This window comes from Streptomyces sp. NPDC021100, assembly GCF_044333095.1.
In the GTDB taxonomy this organism is placed as follows: Bacteria; Actinomycetota; Actinomycetes; order Streptomycetales; family Streptomycetaceae; genus Streptomyces.
On record NZ_JBIRQH010000014.1, the window covers coordinates 181,442 to 197,178 of the forward strand.

12 protein-coding genes, 1 pseudogene and 1 riboswitch are annotated in these 15,737 nt (G+C 70.0%); of the genes and pseudogenes, 5 read left to right on the top strand and 8 right to left on the bottom strand.

The window, feature by feature from the left end:
- The first annotated feature begins 32 nt into the window (after positions 1-32).
- A riboswitch (cobalamin riboswitch) is annotated at positions 33-255 on the top strand.
- A gap of 172 nt (positions 256-427) precedes the next feature.
- The 4 genes and pseudogenes from nrdI to ACH4PU_RS24300 all read left to right on the top strand — a co-directional run.
- Positions 428-859 carry a class Ib ribonucleoside-diphosphate reductase assembly flavoprotein NrdI gene (gene nrdI / locus ACH4PU_RS24285; protein WP_398275723.1) on the top strand — a complete coding sequence of 144 codons (432 nt, stop codon included), beginning with the start codon at positions 428-430 and terminating at the stop codon, positions 857-859.
- Positions 856-3,024, top strand: coding sequence for a class 1b ribonucleoside-diphosphate reductase subunit alpha (gene nrdE, locus ACH4PU_RS24290; RefSeq protein ID WP_398275726.1), 2,169 nt, complete (start codon positions 856-858; stop codon positions 3,022-3,024). The genes nrdI and nrdE overlap by 4 nt, the downstream gene beginning before the upstream one ends.
- Before the next feature lie 44 nt (positions 3,025-3,068).
- Positions 3,069-4,094, top strand: coding sequence for a class 1b ribonucleoside-diphosphate reductase subunit beta (gene nrdF, locus ACH4PU_RS24295; protein ID WP_398275827.1), 1,026 nt, complete (start codon positions 3,069-3,071; stop codon positions 4,092-4,094).
- A gap of 26 nt (positions 4,095-4,120) precedes the next feature.
- Positions 4,121-4,897: pseudogene (locus ACH4PU_RS24300) on the top strand (tRNA sulfurtransferase); the annotation flags it as partial.
- Positions 4,898-4,916: 19 nt separating this feature from the next.
- Here the strand turns inward: ACH4PU_RS24300 and ACH4PU_RS24305 are convergent.
- The 3 genes from ACH4PU_RS24305 to ACH4PU_RS24315 are packed head-to-tail and all read right to left on the bottom strand — an operon-like array spanning position 4,917 to position 8,502.
- Entirely contained in the window at positions 4,917-6,053 is a 1,137-nt protein-coding gene (locus ACH4PU_RS24305) for a bifunctional 2-methylcitrate synthase/citrate synthase (protein WP_398275729.1), read from the bottom strand.
- A gap of 20 nt (positions 6,054-6,073) precedes the next feature.
- Positions 6,074-6,994 carry a methylisocitrate lyase gene (gene prpB, locus ACH4PU_RS24310; protein ID WP_398275732.1) on the bottom strand — a complete coding sequence of 307 codons (921 nt, stop codon included), beginning with the start codon at positions 6,992-6,994 and terminating at the stop codon, positions 6,074-6,076.
- Positions 6,994-8,502: an MmgE/PrpD family protein gene (locus ACH4PU_RS24315; protein WP_398275735.1), complete on the bottom strand. Its 1,509-nt coding sequence runs from the start codon at positions 8,500-8,502 to the stop codon at positions 6,994-6,996. Before ACH4PU_RS24315 ends, prpB begins: the two co-directional genes overlap by 1 nt.
- A gap of 211 nt (positions 8,503-8,713) precedes the next feature.
- Between ACH4PU_RS24315 and ACH4PU_RS24320 the strand changes: the two genes are divergently transcribed.
- Positions 8,714-10,156, top strand: coding sequence for a short-chain fatty acyl-CoA regulator family protein (locus ACH4PU_RS24320; RefSeq protein WP_398275738.1), 1,443 nt, complete (start codon positions 8,714-8,716; stop codon positions 10,154-10,156).
- Positions 10,157-10,307: 151 nt separating this feature from the next.
- Here the strand turns inward: ACH4PU_RS24320 and ACH4PU_RS24325 are convergent, their stop codons facing one another.
- Genes ACH4PU_RS24325 through ACH4PU_RS24345 form a run of 5 tightly spaced genes read right to left on the bottom strand, consistent with a single transcriptional unit; the run spans position 10,308 to position 15,719 of the window.
- Complete coding sequence (locus tag ACH4PU_RS24325; protein ID WP_398275741.1) at positions 10,308-11,087, bottom strand: enoyl-CoA hydratase; 780 nt, start codon at positions 11,085-11,087, stop codon at positions 10,308-10,310.
- Complete coding sequence (mmsB, locus tag ACH4PU_RS24330; RefSeq protein ID WP_398275744.1) at positions 11,084-11,980, bottom strand: 3-hydroxyisobutyrate dehydrogenase; 897 nt, start codon at positions 11,978-11,980, stop codon at positions 11,084-11,086. Before mmsB ends, ACH4PU_RS24325 begins: the two co-directional genes overlap by 4 nt.
- On the bottom strand, positions 11,977-13,044 hold the full coding sequence (locus ACH4PU_RS24335; RefSeq protein WP_398275747.1) for an enoyl-CoA hydratase/isomerase family protein: 1,068 nt from the start codon (positions 13,042-13,044) through the stop codon (positions 11,977-11,979). The genes mmsB and ACH4PU_RS24335 overlap by 4 nt, the downstream gene beginning before the upstream one ends.
- Positions 13,041-14,189 carry an acyl-CoA dehydrogenase family protein gene (locus ACH4PU_RS24340; protein WP_398275750.1) on the bottom strand — a complete coding sequence of 383 codons (1,149 nt, stop codon included), beginning with the start codon at positions 14,187-14,189 and terminating at the stop codon, positions 13,041-13,043. Before ACH4PU_RS24340 ends, ACH4PU_RS24335 begins: the two co-directional genes overlap by 4 nt.
- 6 nt (positions 14,190-14,195) lie before the next feature.
- Complete coding sequence (locus tag ACH4PU_RS24345; RefSeq protein WP_398275753.1) at positions 14,196-15,719, bottom strand: CoA-acylating methylmalonate-semialdehyde dehydrogenase; 1,524 nt, start codon at positions 15,717-15,719, stop codon at positions 14,196-14,198.
- Positions 15,720-15,737: the final 18 nt, after the last annotated feature.

Consider the following 15,737-nt stretch of genomic DNA (forward strand, 5'->3'; position numbering starts at 1 on the left):
GGGATGTGTGCGGTCGCTGGATTCCTAGATGTAGTGTTGGCGGTGCTGGTGGTTCGCCGGGCATCTTTGTGTTTGGCGTCGCAAGAGGGAACCCGGTGGGAATCCGGGACTGCCCCGCAGCGGTGAGCGGGAACGACCGCCGTCATACGCACTGGGCCCAAGAACGGGGTCTGGGAAGCGACGGCCAGTAGGAGCCTCGTACGACACGAGACGCGCCCGTGAGTCCGAAGACCTGCCACCGGTGCGCACGCCGGACAGCGGTGTGCGCGCTCCGAGGCCCCGAGGGAGGGCCAGGTGGCAGACGCACGGCCCCGGGTGAGGCGTATCGGTTTTCCCGCCACCCGGTCTCCCGCCGTACGCGCCCCGCCGTTCCTCCCCTCCCGGCCCTCGGGCGAAGACGGGAACGAGCGAGAGGAGGCGGCGAACGATGAGCGGTCTCGTGTATTTCTCCAGCGTCTCGGAGAACACCAGGCGTTTCGTGGAGAAGCTGGGCCTGCCGGCCACACGCATTCCCCTGCATCCGCGCCGTACGGGCATGCCCGAGGTGACCGAGCCGTATGTGCTGATCACGCCGACCTACGGGGGTGGCGAACGGGCCGGCGCGGTCCCCAGGCAGGTAATCCGCTTCCTGAACGTCGAGGCCAACCGGGTGCTGCTGCGCGGGGTCATCGCCTCCGGCAACACCAACTTCGGGGCCGACTACTGCCTGGCCGGCCGGGTGATCTCGGCGAAGTGCAGGGTCCCGGAGCTGTACCGATTCGAACTGCTGGGCACAGACCGCGACGTCCGCGCCGTAAGGGAAGGGTTGCGGGAATTTTGGACACGATACTCGTCGACGGCGGAGCGGCAGGCGGCATGAACACCCTCGTCACACCGGTCACGGCGCTCGCGGGCCGGCGCGAGTCGGTCGGCACGCGCAAGGACTACCACGCGCTGAACGCCATGCTGAACATGTACGACTGCGACGGCCGCATCCAGTTCGACAAGGACCGAGAGGCCGTCCGCCAGTACTTCCTCCAGCACGTCAACCCGAACACGGTGGTGTTCGGGTCGCTGAAGGAGAAGATCGACTACCTCATCGGGAACGACTACTACGAGGAGGCGCCGATCCGGTGCTACCGGTGGGAGTTCCTGGAGGACCTGTACCGGCGGGCGTACGCCCACGAGCACCGCTTCCGCACCTTCCTCGGTGCGTTCAAGTACTACACGTCGTACTCGCTCAAGACCTTCGACGGTTCCCGCTACCTGGAGCGGTACGAGGACCGGGTCGTCGCCACCGCCCTGTTCCTCGGCGCCGGTGACGAGGCGCTGGCCTCCCGGCTGGTGGACGAGATGATGACCGGCCGCTTCCAGCCGGCCACCCCGACCTTCCTCAACGCGGGCAAGGCCCAGCGCGGAGAGCTGGTCTCCTGCTTCCTCCTCCGGGTCGAGGACAACCTGGAGTCCATCGGCCGCGGCGTCAACTCCGCCCTCCAGCTGTCGAAGCGGGGCGGCGGCGTGGCGCTGCTGCTGACGAACCTGCGGGAGCAGGGTGCCCCGATCAAGAAGATCGAGAACCAGTCGTCCGGAGTCGTCCCGGTGATGAAGCTCCTGGAGGACTCATTCTCGTACGCCAACCAGCTCGGCGCGCGGCAGGGGGCGGGCGCGGTCTACCTGCACGCGCACCACCCGGACATCATGCGGTTCCTGGACACGAAGCGGGAGAACGCGGACGAGAAGGTCCGCATCAAGACGCTGTCCCTGGGTGTGGTCGTACCCGACATCACCTTCGAACTGGCCAAGCGGAACGAGGACATGCACCTGTTCTCGCCGTACGACGTGGAGCGCGAGTACGGCAGGCCGCTGTCCGACCTGTCCGTCAGCGAGCACTACGACGCCATGGTCGCCAACCCCCGCATCCGGAAGACCGCGCTGAGCGCGCGGGAATTCTTCAAGACGGTCGCGGAGCTACAGTTCGAGTCCGGTTACCCGTACCTGCTGTTCGAGGACACGGTGAACCGGGCGAACCCGATCCCGGGCTGGATCAACATGTCCAACCTCTGCTCGGAGATCCTCCAGGTCAACACGCCCAGCACCTACGACGCCTCGCTGGGCTACGAGACGGTCGGCCGGGACATCTCCTGCAACCTGGGCTCGCTGAACATCGCCGCCGCCATGGCCTCACCCGACCTCGGCGCGACCGTCGAGACGGCCGTGCGCGGACTGACCTCCGTCTCCGACCAGTCGCACATCGACGCGGTGCCGTCCGTCGCGCGCGGCAACGACCTCTCGCACTCCATCGGCCTCGGCCAGATGAACCTGCACGGCTACCTGGCCTCGCAGCGCATCCACTACGGCAGCGAGGAGGGCGTCGATTTCACGAACCTGTACTTCTACGCCGTCACCTACTACGCGCTGCGTGCCTCGAACCGGATCGCGATGGAACGCGGCAGGGCCTTCGACGGCTTCGAGGAGACCGCCTACGCGGACGGCTCCTACTTCGACAAGTACACCGAGCGGGCCTGGGAGCCGGCCACCCGGCGGGTGCGCGAGCTGTTCGCCGACGCGGGGATCACCCTGCCCACGCAGGCGGACTGGCGTGAACTGAAGCGGTCCGTGCGGGAGCACGGCATCTACAACCAGTACCTCCAGGCGGTTCCCCCGACCGGTTCCATCAGCTACATCAACGACTCCACCGCCTCCATCCACCCGATCGCCTCGAAGGTGGAGATCCGCAAGGAGGGCAAGCTCGGCCGCGTCTACTACCCGGCGCCGCACCTGGACAACGACAACCTGGAGTACTTCCAGGACGCGTACGAGATCGGCTACGAGAAGATCATCGACACCTACGCGGCGGCCACCCAGCACGTCGACCAGGGCCTGAGCTGCACGCTCTTCTTCCGGGACACGGCCACCACCCGCGATCTGAACAAAGCGCAGATCCACGCCTGGCGTAAGGGCGTCAAGACGCTCTACTACATCCGGCTGCGCCAGGAAGCGCTGGAGGGCACCGAGATCGAGAACTGCCTGTCCTGCACCCTGTGACCGCCCCCGCCCCCGCCCCCTTCCGCGACACCGAGGCACCGACGATGACCACCGCCCCCGCCGCCCCCATGACCGAAACCTCGGTCACCCCTCCCGCCTACCGCCACGACCCGGCCGCCCGGTTGCGTCCGGTCAACTGGAACCGCGTCACCGACGAGAAGGACCTGGAGGTGTGGAACCGGCTCACCGCCAACTTCTGGCTTCCCGAGAAGGTCCCGCTCTCCAACGACGTGAACGCCTGGCAGCAGCGGCTCACCGCCGAGGAACGTACGCTCACCATGCGCGTGTTCACCGGCCTGACCATGCTCGACACCGTGCAGGCCACGGTCGGCGAGATCGTCCAGATCCAGGACGCCCGTACCGAGCACGAAGAGGCCGTCTACACCAACATCGCCTTCATGCAGGCCGTGCACGCCCGCAGCTACTCCTCGGTGTTCTCGACGCTCTCCACCACACCGGAGATCGACGACGCCTACCGCTGGGCGGTGGGCAACGACGTCCTCCAGCGCCGCTGCAAGGCGGTCCTGGCGCATTACTACGGCGACGACCCGTTGAAGCGGAAGGTCGCCTCCACGCTGCTGTCGTCGCTGCTGCTGTATGCCGGCTTCTACCTGCCGCTGCACTTCTCCACCCACGCACTGCTCACCAACACCGCCGACATGATCCGCCTGATCCTGCGCGACAAGGCCGTGCACGGCTACTACTCCGGCTACAAGTACCAGCGTGGCCTGGAGAAGCTCGACGAGGCCGGGCGGGAGGAGATGCGGGCGTTCACGTACGAGCTGCTGGACGAGCTGTACCGGCTGGAGCTGCGGTACTCGGGTGAGCTGTACGAGCCGCTCGGGCTGATGGACGACGTGGCCGTCTTCGTCCGCTACAACGCGAACAAAGCACTGATGAACCTGGGGTACCCGGCCCGCTTCGGAGCGGACGAGACCGAGGTGAACCCGGAGATCCTGGCAGCCCTGTCACCGGGCGCGGACGAGAACCACGACTTCTTCTCCGGCTCCGGCTCCTCTTACGTCATGGGCAAGGCGGAGGACACGGCCGATGACGACTGGGACTTCTGAGAGGCTGACATGGCGGAGAGGCTGATATGACCGGCGAATCCGGAGTGCCCGCTCCCTGCACCCCGTCCGGCCCCTACGGCTCGTGTGTGCTGCTCAAGCACGGTGAGGTCTTCCTCAAGGGCCGCAACCGACACCGTTTCGTCGAGCGGCTGCACGACAACCTGCGTCTCGCACTGCGCGGCATCGGCGGCTCGACCTGGATCAAGACCGCCCAGAACGTGACCGTACTGGGCGGCCAGGTACCCCAAGAGGCGTTGCTGGAACGGGCGCGCAAGGTGATCGGCTTCAACTCCGTCGAGCCGGCCGTGCGGGTGGCCAGCGATCCGGACGCCATCACCGCGGCGGCCGTCGACGCGCTGGGAGGCACCCGGCACGGCGCCACGTTCGCCGTGCGGACCAAGCGGCGTGACAAACGGTTCCCGCTGACCTCGTCCCAGGTGGACGCGCACCTCGGAGCCAGGATCCTGGCCGGGGTTCCGGGACTGCGCGTGGACCTCGCCCGTCCGGACGTGACGCTGGCGGTGGAGATCGACCGCAAGGAGACGTACCTGTCCTGGGAACGGCTCCCGGGCCTGAGCGGGCTGCCCGTCGGCTGCAGCGGCCGGGCCCTGGTCCTGCTGTCCGGGGGGTACGACTCTCCCGTGGCCGCCCTCCGAGCCATGAGACGAGGCCTGGCCTGCGACTTCGTGCACTTCAACGGCGCTCCCTACACCAACCCGTCGTCCGTGTACAAGGCGTACGCCCTGGCCCGGGAGCTCAACCGCTACCAGCCGCCCGGGTCCCTGCACGTCATCGCGCTCGGACAGGGCCCCTGACAGCGGACTACGCGGCGCCCGGCACCGCCCGCCGGCCCGGACCGTCGTACGAGGCCAGCGGGCGGATCAGCGCGTTGTGCGCCGACTGCTCGGTGATGTGCGCCGTCCATCCGGTGATGCGGCTCATCACGAAGATCGGCGTGAAGGCGGGGATGTCGAAGCCCATGAGGTGGTAGGCGAGGCCCGCCGGGTAGTCGAGGTTGGGGTGGATGCCCTTGCGGTCGACCATCGCGTGCCGCAGGGCGGTGTGCAGGGTGGCGAGCCTGGTCACCTCGGGGTCGGCGGCACGCGCCGCCAGCCGGTCGAGGGCGTCCTGCATGATCGGGACGCGGGAGTCGCCGTGTTTGTAGACCCGGTGGCCGAAGCCCATGATCTTCCGCTTGGTTGCCAGTGCCTCGTCCAGCCACGTCTCGGCGCGCCGCGGGTCGCCGATCTCCAGCAGCATGTGCATCACGGCCTCGTTGGCGCCGCCGTGCAGCGGGCCCTTGAGGGCGCCGATCGCGGCCGTGACCGCGCTGTAGAGGTCCGAGAGGGTGGAGGTGACCACACGGGCGGTGAACGTCGAGGCGTTGAAGCTGTGTTCGGCGTACAGGATGAGCGAGATCTCGAAGCAGCGCACGACGTCCGGGGCGGGCACGCTGCCGAAGCACATGTGGAAGAAGTTCTCCGCGTACCCGAGGGAAGGGTCGGGCGGGACCGGGTCCAGGCCCCGGCGCCGGCGCTGGTCCGCCGCGACCACGGTCGGCAGCCTGGCCAGCAGGGTGAGGGACTTGGCCCGGTGGGCGGCGGGGCTGCCGTCGTCCTCCGTGGGGTCCTCGGCACCGAAGAAGCTGACCGCGGTGCGGAGCACGTCCATCGGGTGGCAGGTCTCGGGCAGCCGGGCCAGCAGTTCTCGCGTGGTGCGGTCCAGCGGGCGCAGGGCGCGTTCGCGGGCCCGGAAGTCGCGGAGCTGTCCCTTGTCGGGGAGTTCGCCGTACCAGAGGAGGAACGCGACCTCTTCGAAGGAGCGGCGGGCGGCCAGGTCCTGGACCGGGTAGCCGCGGTAGGTGAGGGAGTTGGTCTCCTGGATGACGGTGGAGATCCCGGTGGTGTCGACGACGACACCGGCGAGGCCGCGGTGGATCCCGGGCGCGGTGGTGGTCATGGGTTGCCTGCCTTCACGGGTCAGGTGCCGGGCCGGTCGCCGGGCGGGAGGGTGAAGTCGAAGACGGCCGAGTCGAAGGCCGAGTACTCCTCGTAGCGGAGGAGTTCGTACAGCCGGGAGCGGGTCTGCATGCCCGGAAGCAGGGACTTCTGGGTGCCCTCCGCGGCGATGGTGCGGAGCGCCTCCTCGACCGCTCCCATCGCGATGCGCAGCAGCGTCACCGGATAGAGGGCGATGTTGTAGCCGAGGTTCTCCAGGGTGGCCGTGTCGAGGAGGGGCGTCTTGCCGAACTCGGTGAGGTTCGCGAGCAGCGGCACGTCCACCGCCGCGCGGAACGCCTCGTACTCGGAGACGTCGGCGAGGGCTTCGGGGAAGACCGCGTCCGCGCCGGCGTCGACGTACGCCTTCGCCCGGTTGATCGCCGCGTCCAGCCCCTCGACCGAGCGGGCGTCGGTGCGGGCCATCAGCAGGAAGTCCGGGTCCCGGCGGGCGTCCACGGCCGCGCGGACCCGGCGGACCATCTCCTCGCGGGGCGCGATGGTCTTGCCGTCCAGATGGCCGCATCGCTTGGGGTTGACCTGGTCCTCCAGGTGCAGCCCGGCCAGGCCGGCGTCCTCCAGGAGCTGGACGGTGCGGGCCGCGTTCATGGGTTCGCCGAAGCCGGTGTCCGCGTCGACGAGAACGGGGAGGTCGGTGACGCGGGTCGTCTGCTGGGCGCGGGCCGCGATCTCGGTGGACGTGGTCAGACCGATGTCGGGCAGGCCCAGGTCCGCGGCGAGCACCGCGCCCGACAAGTAGACCGCGTCGAAGCCGGCGTCCTGGATCAGCCGGGCGGACAGCGGATTGATCGCGCCGGGGGTACGCAACAGGCGGCCCGAGGCCAGCCGTTCGCGGAAGGTCCGTCGGCGCTCGGCCGGTGTGGTCCGCGTGTGCGGCACCATCAGAACAGTCCCTTCGGCAGGCTCGCGTCGTACGCGGCGACGGCGTCGGTGTCGACGGTCGGGAACAGGCCGTCCAGGCGGTCCGCCGGCAGGTCGGCGAGGCGGGCGGCGGTGTCCAGGAAGGCGTCCTGGGCGGACGCGGTGACGATTCCGTCGGTGAGCGTGCGGAACTTGCCGACGTACGCGGGGCGGTCGAAGGGCCGGGCGCCGGCCGGGTGGGCGTCGGCGACGGCGAGTTCGTCCTCGACCACCGAACCGTCGTCGAGAGTGATCACCGCGCGTCCGCCGAAGGCGCGGCGGGCCGGGTCGGGGTCGTGGTAGCGGCGGGTCCACTCCGGGTCCTCGACCGTCGTGATCTTCTGCCACAGAGCGACGGTCTCCGGGCGCCGGGCGCGCTCGGGGGCGTAGGAGCGTTCGTGGTGCCACGTCCCGTCCTCCAGCGCCACGGCGAAGATGTACGGCACCGAGTGGTCGAGCGTCTCCCGGCTGGCGGTCGGGTCGTACTTCTGCGGATCGTTCGCACCCGAGCCGATCACGTGGTGGGTGTGGTGACTGGTGTGCAGGACGACCGAGCGCACGTTCCGGAGCGGTCCGGTCTTCTCCCGCAGCCGCCGTGCGAGGTCGATGACCGCCTGGGCCTGGTACTCGGCGGAGTGCTCCTTGGGGTAGGTGTCGAGGATCGCGCGACGCGCCTCACCGGACTCGGGCAGCAGGACCGTGTAGTCGGACCCGGGACCGTCGAGCATCCAGGCCAGGAAGCCGTCCTCACCCTCGTAGACCGGCGAAGGGGAGGTCTCGCCGCGCATCGCCCGGTCGACGGCCTCGATCGCGGCCTTGCCGGCGAAGGCGGGGGCGTACGCCTTCCAACTGGAGATCTCGCCCTTGCGCGACTGCCGGGTGGCGGTGGTGGTGTGGACGGCCTGCTGGACGGCCTGGTACACCGTCTCGGTCGGCAGCCGCAGCATCGCTCCCAGCCCGCCCGCGGTGGCGGCGCTCAGGTGGGCCACGTGGTCGATGCGGTGCTCGTGCAGGCAGATGCCCTTGACCAGCGCGACGTGGATCTCGTACGCGGCGACGACCCCGCGCAGCAGGTCGGCGCCGGTGCGGCCGGAGTGCTGGGCCACGGCGAGCAGCGGCGGGATGTTGTCGCCGGGGTGGGAGTAGTCGGCGGCGAGGTAGGTGTCGTGGAAGTCCAGCTCCCGCACCGCGGTGCCGTTCGCCCAGGCGGCCCACTCGGGGGAGACCCGGATGGACGTGCCGAAGACGGACGCTCCGGGCGTTGCGGTGCGGTGCGCGGTGGCCTGGGCGCGGGCGACGGCGACCGGGCGGCGCAGCAACGACGCCACGGCCACCGAGGCGTTGTCGATCACCCGGTTGACGGCCATGGCGGCGCTGTCGGCGTCCGGTTCCTCGGTGCCGGTGGCCACGGCCGCCAGTTTCCAGGCGAGCTGGTCCTCGCGCGGAAGGCGGTCGGCGCTGTGGTGGACACGGACGTGATGCTCGATCACGGGGCTCCTCACGGGTGCGGACGATCCTGGTGAGCGCTGGTCTTATCGACCGTGCCCGCATCGAGGCCGCCAGGCCACCTGTCCACACTGCGGAATCCCTCCATCCCTGAGCTGCGAATCCGCGAAACCTGCGAAGAACGCGGATGCTAAGTTCGCAAGCAGCCTCTGCAGGAACCTCCCCACTTCCCGGCTTGCGACAAGGATGTGCGCCATGCCACGAGGAGCTGCCGACCGCAAGGTCTACGCCCACGCCAAGCTGCGACGGCTGCGCCGCGAACACGGCATGAACCAGGTCGACATGGCCCGCGCCCTCGGCATCTCCACCAGCTACGCCAACCAGATCGAGCAGAGCCAACGTCCGCTGACCGCGTCCGTGCTGCTGCGGATCGCGGAGGTCTTCGGGGTCGACGCGGAGTTCTTCTCCGAGGCCGAGGAGGACCGGCTTGCCACCGACCTGCGCACGGCGCTGGCGGACGAGGCGTGCGGGGTGCCGCTGCCCGCCCCCGAGGAGATCGTCGAGGCCGCGCGCGATCACCCCGACGTGGCACGCGCCCTGGTCGTCCTGCACCGCCGCTACCGCGACACGGTGGAACAGGCCGCCGCCCTCGGAGCACCGGGACCGGCCGGTGGTCTGCTGTCTCCCGCCGAGCCGCACGACGAGGTACGGGACTTCTTCTACGCCCACCACAACCACTTCGAGCCGCTCGACACCGCGGCCGAACGGACCGCCGACGCCCTCGACCTGCGTCCGGGCAAAGCAGCCGATCCGCTCACGGCGCTGCTCGCCGAGCGCCACCGCGTCCGCGTCGTCCAGGCCGCACCGGGGCGGGCCGGCGACGCACGGCGCTTCGCTCCGGATACCGGGTTGCTGTTCCTCTCCCCGTGGCTCAGCGACGGCCAGCGCGCCTTCCAGCTCGCCACCCAGCTCGCCCTGCTGGAGCACGGCCCGCTCCTCGGCCGACTCGCCGACAGCGCCACCGAGCTGACCTCGCCGGAATCGTCGGCGCTGGCCCGTATCGGACTCGCGAACTACTTCGCGGGAGCGCTCCTCATGCCGTACACCGCCTTCCACACGGTGGCCGAAGAGGTGCGCTACGACATCGAGCTGCTCTCCGCCCGCTTCGGCGTCGGCTTCGAGACCGTCTCCCACCGTCTCAGCACCCTCCAACGCACCGGACGACGCGGCGTACCGTTCTCCTTCCTCCGGGTCGACCGGGCCGGGAACATCTCCAAGCGGCAGTCCGCCACCGACTTCCACTTCTCCCGGCTCGGCGGCACCTGCCCGCTGTGGACGGTGTACGAGGCGTTCTCCGCGCCCGGCCGGATCCTCACCCAGGTCGCCGAGATGCCGGACGGCAAGCGGTACTTCTGGGTCGCGCGCACCATCACCCGAGGGGGCTTCGGCCATCACGCCCCGCGCGCCGAGTTCGCCGTCGCCCTCGGCTGCGAGCTGCGCCACGCCCACCGGCTCGTCTACGCCGAAGGCGTCGCCCTCGACGACCCCCGCGCCGCCACCCCGATCGGCCTCGGCTGCCGGATCTGCGAACGCCGCGACTGCGCGCAGCGAGCCCGGCCGCCAGCGGGCGGGCGGTTGGCCGCCGACCCCAACCGGCGGACGTACGTGCCGTATCCGGTGGAGAGCACCGGGGTGTGATGGCGTCCTTCAGCCGGATGTCCCGCGGGCCGGCGCAACAGCTCGGCGACGGCTTGGTGCAGGCGGCCCGTGATCCCCTGTTCTCGTAGTCGTTCCGACGGAGCGTGAGCGGCCCCGGACTGCTTCCGGAGCCACCCACGCCCCGCGTGGTTCAGCGGTGCCGGAAGACGGGTGACCGCTTGTCGGCGAAGGCGGTCATGCCCTCCTTCTGGTCAGCGGTCGCGAACACCGCGTGGAACAGTCGGCGTTCGAACCGGACGCCCTCGGTGAGCGTGGTCTCGAAGGCGCGGCCCACGGCCTCCTTCGCCATCATGGCCACCGGAAGCGACATGCCCGCCACGGTCTCGGCGACCGCCAGTGCCTCCCCGACCAGTTCGTCGGCCGGCACGACCCGTGAGACCAGTCCGGCCCGCTCCGCCTCGGCGGCGTCCATGGTGCGCCCGGTCAGGCACAGCTCCATGGCCTTGGCTTTGCCCACCGCACGGGTCAGCCGCTGGGAGCCGCCGATACCGGGGATCACACCGAGCTTGATCTCCGGCTGGCCGAAGACCGCGGTGTCGGCGGCGAGCAGGATGTCGCAGAGCATGGCCAGCTCACAGCCTCCGCCGAGGGCGTAGCCCGCGACGGCGGCGATGGTCGGGGTGCGTAGCTGTCCGAGCCGATCCCAGGCGGCGAACCAGTCGGTGAGGTACATGTCCATGTACCCCTGGGGCTGCATCTCCTTGATGTCGGCGCCGGCCGCGAAGGCCTTCGCCGAGCCGGTGATCACGATGCAGCCGCAGTCCGGGTCCCTGTCGAGGGTCTCGGTGGCGGCCACGACCTCGTTCATCACCTGGAGGTTGAGCGCGTTGAGGGCTTTCGGCCGGTTGAGGGTGAGCAGGGCGGTGCGGCCCTTGCGTTCGACCAGGATGGTCTCGTGGGCGGTGGTCACGTGGCTTCTCCGCTCCGGTTCCTGATGGTTCGTATGATGCCCGAGAAGTCCTCCGCGTCACCGACCCGTTCGGCGTAGGCCGCGTACAGCTCGGAGGCGCGGAGACCGAGTTCCACGCGCACGCCCCCCTCCTGGGCCGCGTGGGCGGCCAGGCCCAGGTCCTTGGCCATCAGGGAGGCGGCGAAGCCCGGCCGGTAGTCGCGGTTGGCAGGACTGGTCGGCACCGGGCCGGGGACGGGGCAGTTGACACTGAGGGCCCAGCACTGCCCCGAGGCCGTGGAGGCCACCTCGTACAGCGCCCGGTGGGACAGCCCGAGGCTCTCGCCGAGGACGAACGCCTCGCTGACAGCGATCATGGAGACGCCGAGGATCATGTTGTTGCAGATCTTGGCGGCCTGTCCGGCACCCGGTCCGCCGCAGTGCACGGTCTTCCGGCCCATGGCCTCCAGCAGCGGGCGCGCCTCGGCGAACCCACCCTCGTCCCCGCCGGCCATGAAGGTCAGAGTGGCGGCCTCGGCACCGACCACCCCGCCGGACACAGGCGCGTCCAGGGCGCGCATCCCGGCGGCGAGGGCTCGTTCATGAGCCGTGCGCGCGTCGGCGACGTCGATGGTGGAGCAGTCGACGAAGAGAGTGCCGGGGCGGGCGGTGGCCAGGATGTCGTCGTAGAGGCCCAGGACATGGCGTCCGGCAGGCAGCATCGTGATGACCACGTCGGCGGCGCCGACGGCCTCGGTCACGGACGCGGCGGGCTCGACACCGGCTCCGGCGGCGGCCTCCACGGCCGTGAGGTCCAGGTCGTGGCCGATCACGCGATGGCCGGCCTTGGCCAGGTTGGCGGCCATCGGGCCGCCCATGTGTCCGAGTCCGATGAACGCGACGGTGCGGCTCACCAGACCACCTCCTCGGTGGTGTCGGGGACGGCGATGATGCCCGGTTCACGCTCGCCGAGAGGGGTGAAGAAGCGCTCGACGTCCGCGTCGGTGACGTCGCCGAGGGTCGCCGGTGACCAACGGGGATCGCGGTCCTTGTCGATGACCTGGGCGCGGATGCCCTCCACCAGGTCGGGGCTGCGCAGGCATGCGCGGGAGACGCGGTATTCCTGGTCGAGGACCCGCTCCAGCGAGCCGAGCCGGCGGGCGCGGCGCAGAGCCGCCAGAGTGACCTTGAGCGCGGTCGGGGACTTGGTCAGCAGGGTCTTGGCGGTCTCCGTGGCGGCCGGTGCGTCCTGGGCGTGGAGTCGTTCGACGATGTCCTCGACGGTGTCCGCGGAGAAGCAGGCGTCGATCCAGTCCCGTCGGCCGGCCAGTTTCCCCGGCGGCGGGTCCTGGACATGACGGCCGAGCGCCTCGCGTACGGGCAGCTCGGCGAGGTCTTCGACGAGGGGCCGGAGCGAGGCCGAGGGGACGTAGTGGTCGGCGAGCCCACAGAGCAGGGCGTCCGCGGCGTCGACCGGCGTGCCCGTCAGCGCGAGGTGGGTACCCAGTTCTCCAGGGGCGAGGGCGAGCAGGTAGGTGCTGCCGACGTCGGGGACGAAGCCGATGCCGGTCTCGGGCAGGGCGACCCTGGACCGGTCGGTGACGATACGGACGCTGCCGTGCGCGGAGATGCCGACGCCGCCGCCCATCACGATGCCGTCCATCACGGCGGCGTACGGCTTCGGGTAGCGGGCGATCCGGGCGTTGAGGCGGTACTCGTCACGCCAGAAGGCGGCCGAGGCGGTTCCGCCGGTGTCCCGTGCGTCGTCGTGAATGGCCCGGATGTCACCGCCGGCGCACAGGCCGCGTTCCCCTTCGCCGGTGACGACGACGACCTCGACGGCCGGGTCGTGCTCCCACTCCGTAAGGGCCTCGTCGATGCGGAGCACCATCTCATGGGTGAGGGAGTTCAGGGCCTTGGGACGGTTGAGGGTGATGTGGGCGGCGTGACCACTCGTATGGAACAGGACGTCACTCACCCGAACGCCTCCGTCAGGCCGCGGGCCACGATGACGCGCATGATCTCGTTGGTTCCTTCCAGGATCTGATGGACACGCAGGTCGCGGACGATCTTCTCGACGCCGTACTCGCTGAGGTAGCCGTAACCGCCGTGGAGCTGGAGCGCGCGGTCGGCGACCGAGTAGCCGGTGTCGGTGGCGAACCGCTTCGCCATCGCGCACAGGTACGGCGCTTGTGGATCGCTCCGGTCGAGTGCCTGCGCGGCCTGCCGCACCAGAGCGCGGGCGGCGGCGAGTTCGGTGGCCATGTCGGCGAGGCGAAAGCGCAGGGCCTGGGCGTCGAGGAGCCGCGCGCCGAACGCCTCCCGGTCACCGAGGTAGGCCAGGCTGCGGTCGAGGGCGCTGCGGGCACCGCCGAGAGAGCAGGCGGCGATGCCGAGACGGCCGCCGTTGAGGCCGTTCATGGCGATCCGGAAGCCGTCACCCTCACGACCGAGGAGCCGGTTCGCGGGGAGACGAACCCCGTCCAGGACCACCTGGCGGGTCGGCTGCGCGTTCCAGCCCATCTTCCGCTCGTTCGGCCCGAAGGAGAGTCCGGGGTCGTCCTTGTCGACGACGAACGCGGACACTCCGTCGGCGCCCTCGCCACCGGTGCGGGCCATCACCACATACAGCTGGGCGGCGCCCGCGCCGGAGATGAACTGCTTGACACCGGTGAGCACCCAGCCGTCACCGTCCCGTACGGCACGGCTCGTCAGGGCCGCCGCGTCCGAGCCCGCTCCGGGCTCGGTCAGGCAGTAACTGGCGAGGTCCTCCATGGCACACAGACGCGGCAGCCACATTTCGCGCTGGGCCTCGTCGCCATAGCGGTCGATCATCCACGCGACCATGTTGTGGATGGAGAGATAGCCCGCGATGGACGGGCAGCCGGAGGCGAGGGTCTCGAACACGAGGACGCCGTCGGCTCGGCCGAGGCCCGAACCGCCGGACTCCTCACGGACGTAGACACCACCGAGGCCGAGCCCGGCCGCCTTGCGCAGCACCTCCACGGGGAAGTGCTTGTCGCGGTCCCAGTCCAGCGCGTGCGGGGCGAGATGATCCTGGGCGAAGTCGAGCGTGGTCTCCACGAGGGCCCGCTGGTCTTCCGTGAGCAGGGTGTGGGTCATGGCCGCTCAGCCCATCGTGGGGATCGTGAAGCTCGCGCCCTCCCTGAGGCCGGCGGGCCAGCGCGAGGTGACCGTCTTCGTACGGGTGTAGAAGCGGATCGCGTCCGGTCCGTGCTGGTTCAAGTCGCCGAAGCCGGATCGTTTCCAGCCGCCGAAGGTGTGATAGGCGACCGGGACCGGGATGGGTACGTTGACACCGACCATGCCCGTGTTCACGCGGCGGGTGAAGTCGCGGGCGGTGTCGCCGTCCCGGGTGAAGATCGCCACCCCGTTGCCGTAGAGGTGTTCGCTGGGCAGGCGTAGTGCCTCCTCGTAGTCCGCGGCGCGTACGACGGACAGGACGGGGCCGAAGATCTCCTCCTGGTAGACGCGCATGGACGGAGTCACCCGGTCGAAGAGGGAGGCGCCGGCGAAGAAGCCGTTCTCGTGCCCCTCCAGAACGAAATTCCGCCCGTCCACTATCAGTTCAGCGCCCTCCTCGACACCCAGGTCCACGTACGACCGGACCCGGTCGACCGCATCCCGGCCGATCAGAGGACCGAAGTCGGCCTCGGGGTCGTCGCTGCGGCCGATCCGCAGCCCACCGATGCGCTCCTTGAGCCGGGCCACGAGCGCGTCGGCTGTGTCCTCTCCCACCGGGACGGCGACGGAGATCGCCATGCAGCGCTCACCGGCCGAGCCGTACCCGGCACCGATCAGGGCGTCGACCGCCTGGTCGAGGTCGGCATCCGGCATCACGATCATGTGGTTCTTGGCGCCGCCGAAGCACTGGGCGCGCTTGCCGTGGGCGGCCGCGGTGGTGTAAACGTGCGCGGCGATGGGAGTGGAGCCGACGAAGCCGAGCGCCGCCACGCGGGGATCTTCCAGGAGGGTGTCGACGGCCTCGCGGGCACCGTTGACGACGTTCAGCACACCGGGCGGCAGACCGGCCTCCAGGAACAGTTCGGCCAGCCGCAGCGGGACCGACGGGTCGCGTTCGGAGGGCTTGAGGATGAAAGCGTTTCCGCAGGCCAGGGCAGGGGCTGCCTTCCAAAGGGGGATCATCGCGGGAAAGTTGAACGGTGTGATGCCGGCGACCACTCCGAGCGGGGAGCGCAGGGAGTGGACGTCGATGCCGGTCCCGGCGTTGTCGGTGAACTCGCCCTTGATCAGGTGCGGGATGCCCGCCGCGAACTCGACGACCTCCAGACCGCGCTGGAGGTCGCCGTGGGCGTCGGCGATCGTCTTGCCGTGCTCGGCGGACAGCAGCCGGGCCAGGGCGTCCTTCTCCTGCTCGACGAGCTGGAGGAACCGCATCAGGACCCGGGCGCGGCGCTGCGGGTTCCACTCGCCCCACTCCCGCTGGGCGTTGACGGCCTCGGCGACGACCGCCTCGGTCTCGGTGCGGTTCGCGAGGGGCACCAGAGCCTGGACCTCGCCGGTATTGGGGTCGTATACCTCGCCGAAGGCCCCCGAGGTGCCCGGGATGTGTTTGCCGCCGACAAAGTGGGTCAACTCGCGCACGGAGGCGCGTTGGTGCTCGCGGACCATGACTGCCTGCTCTCGTCA

What these genes read in the sequence shown, in the direction of transcription:
- nrdF (WP_398275827.1), top strand. Translation starts at nt 3,069, where the DNA reads ATGACCACCGCCCCCGCCGCCCCCATGACCGAAACCTCGGTCACCCCT.
- ACH4PU_RS24320 (WP_398275738.1), top strand. Translation starts at nt 8,714, where the DNA reads ATGCCACGAGGAGCTGCCGACCGCAAGGTCTACGCCCACGCCAAGCTG.
- prpB (WP_398275732.1), bottom strand. Translation starts at nt 6,994, where the DNA reads ATGGTGCCGCACACGCGGACCACACCGGCCGAGCGCCGACGGACCTTC.
- nrdI (WP_398275723.1), top strand. Translation starts at nt 428, where the DNA reads ATGAGCGGTCTCGTGTATTTCTCCAGCGTCTCGGAGAACACCAGGCGT.
- nrdE (WP_398275726.1), top strand. Translation starts at nt 856, where the DNA reads ATGAACACCCTCGTCACACCGGTCACGGCGCTCGCGGGCCGGCGCGAG.
- ACH4PU_RS24340 (WP_398275750.1), bottom strand. Translation starts at nt 14,189, where the DNA reads ATGACCCACACCCTGCTCACGGAAGACCAGCGGGCCCTCGTGGAGACC.
- ACH4PU_RS24345 (WP_398275753.1), bottom strand. Translation starts at nt 15,719, where the DNA reads ATGGTCCGCGAGCACCAACGCGCCTCCGTGCGCGAGTTGACCCACTTT.
- ACH4PU_RS24305 (WP_398275729.1), bottom strand. Translation starts at nt 6,053, where the DNA reads ATGACCACCACCGCGCCCGGGATCCACCGCGGCCTCGCCGGTGTCGTC.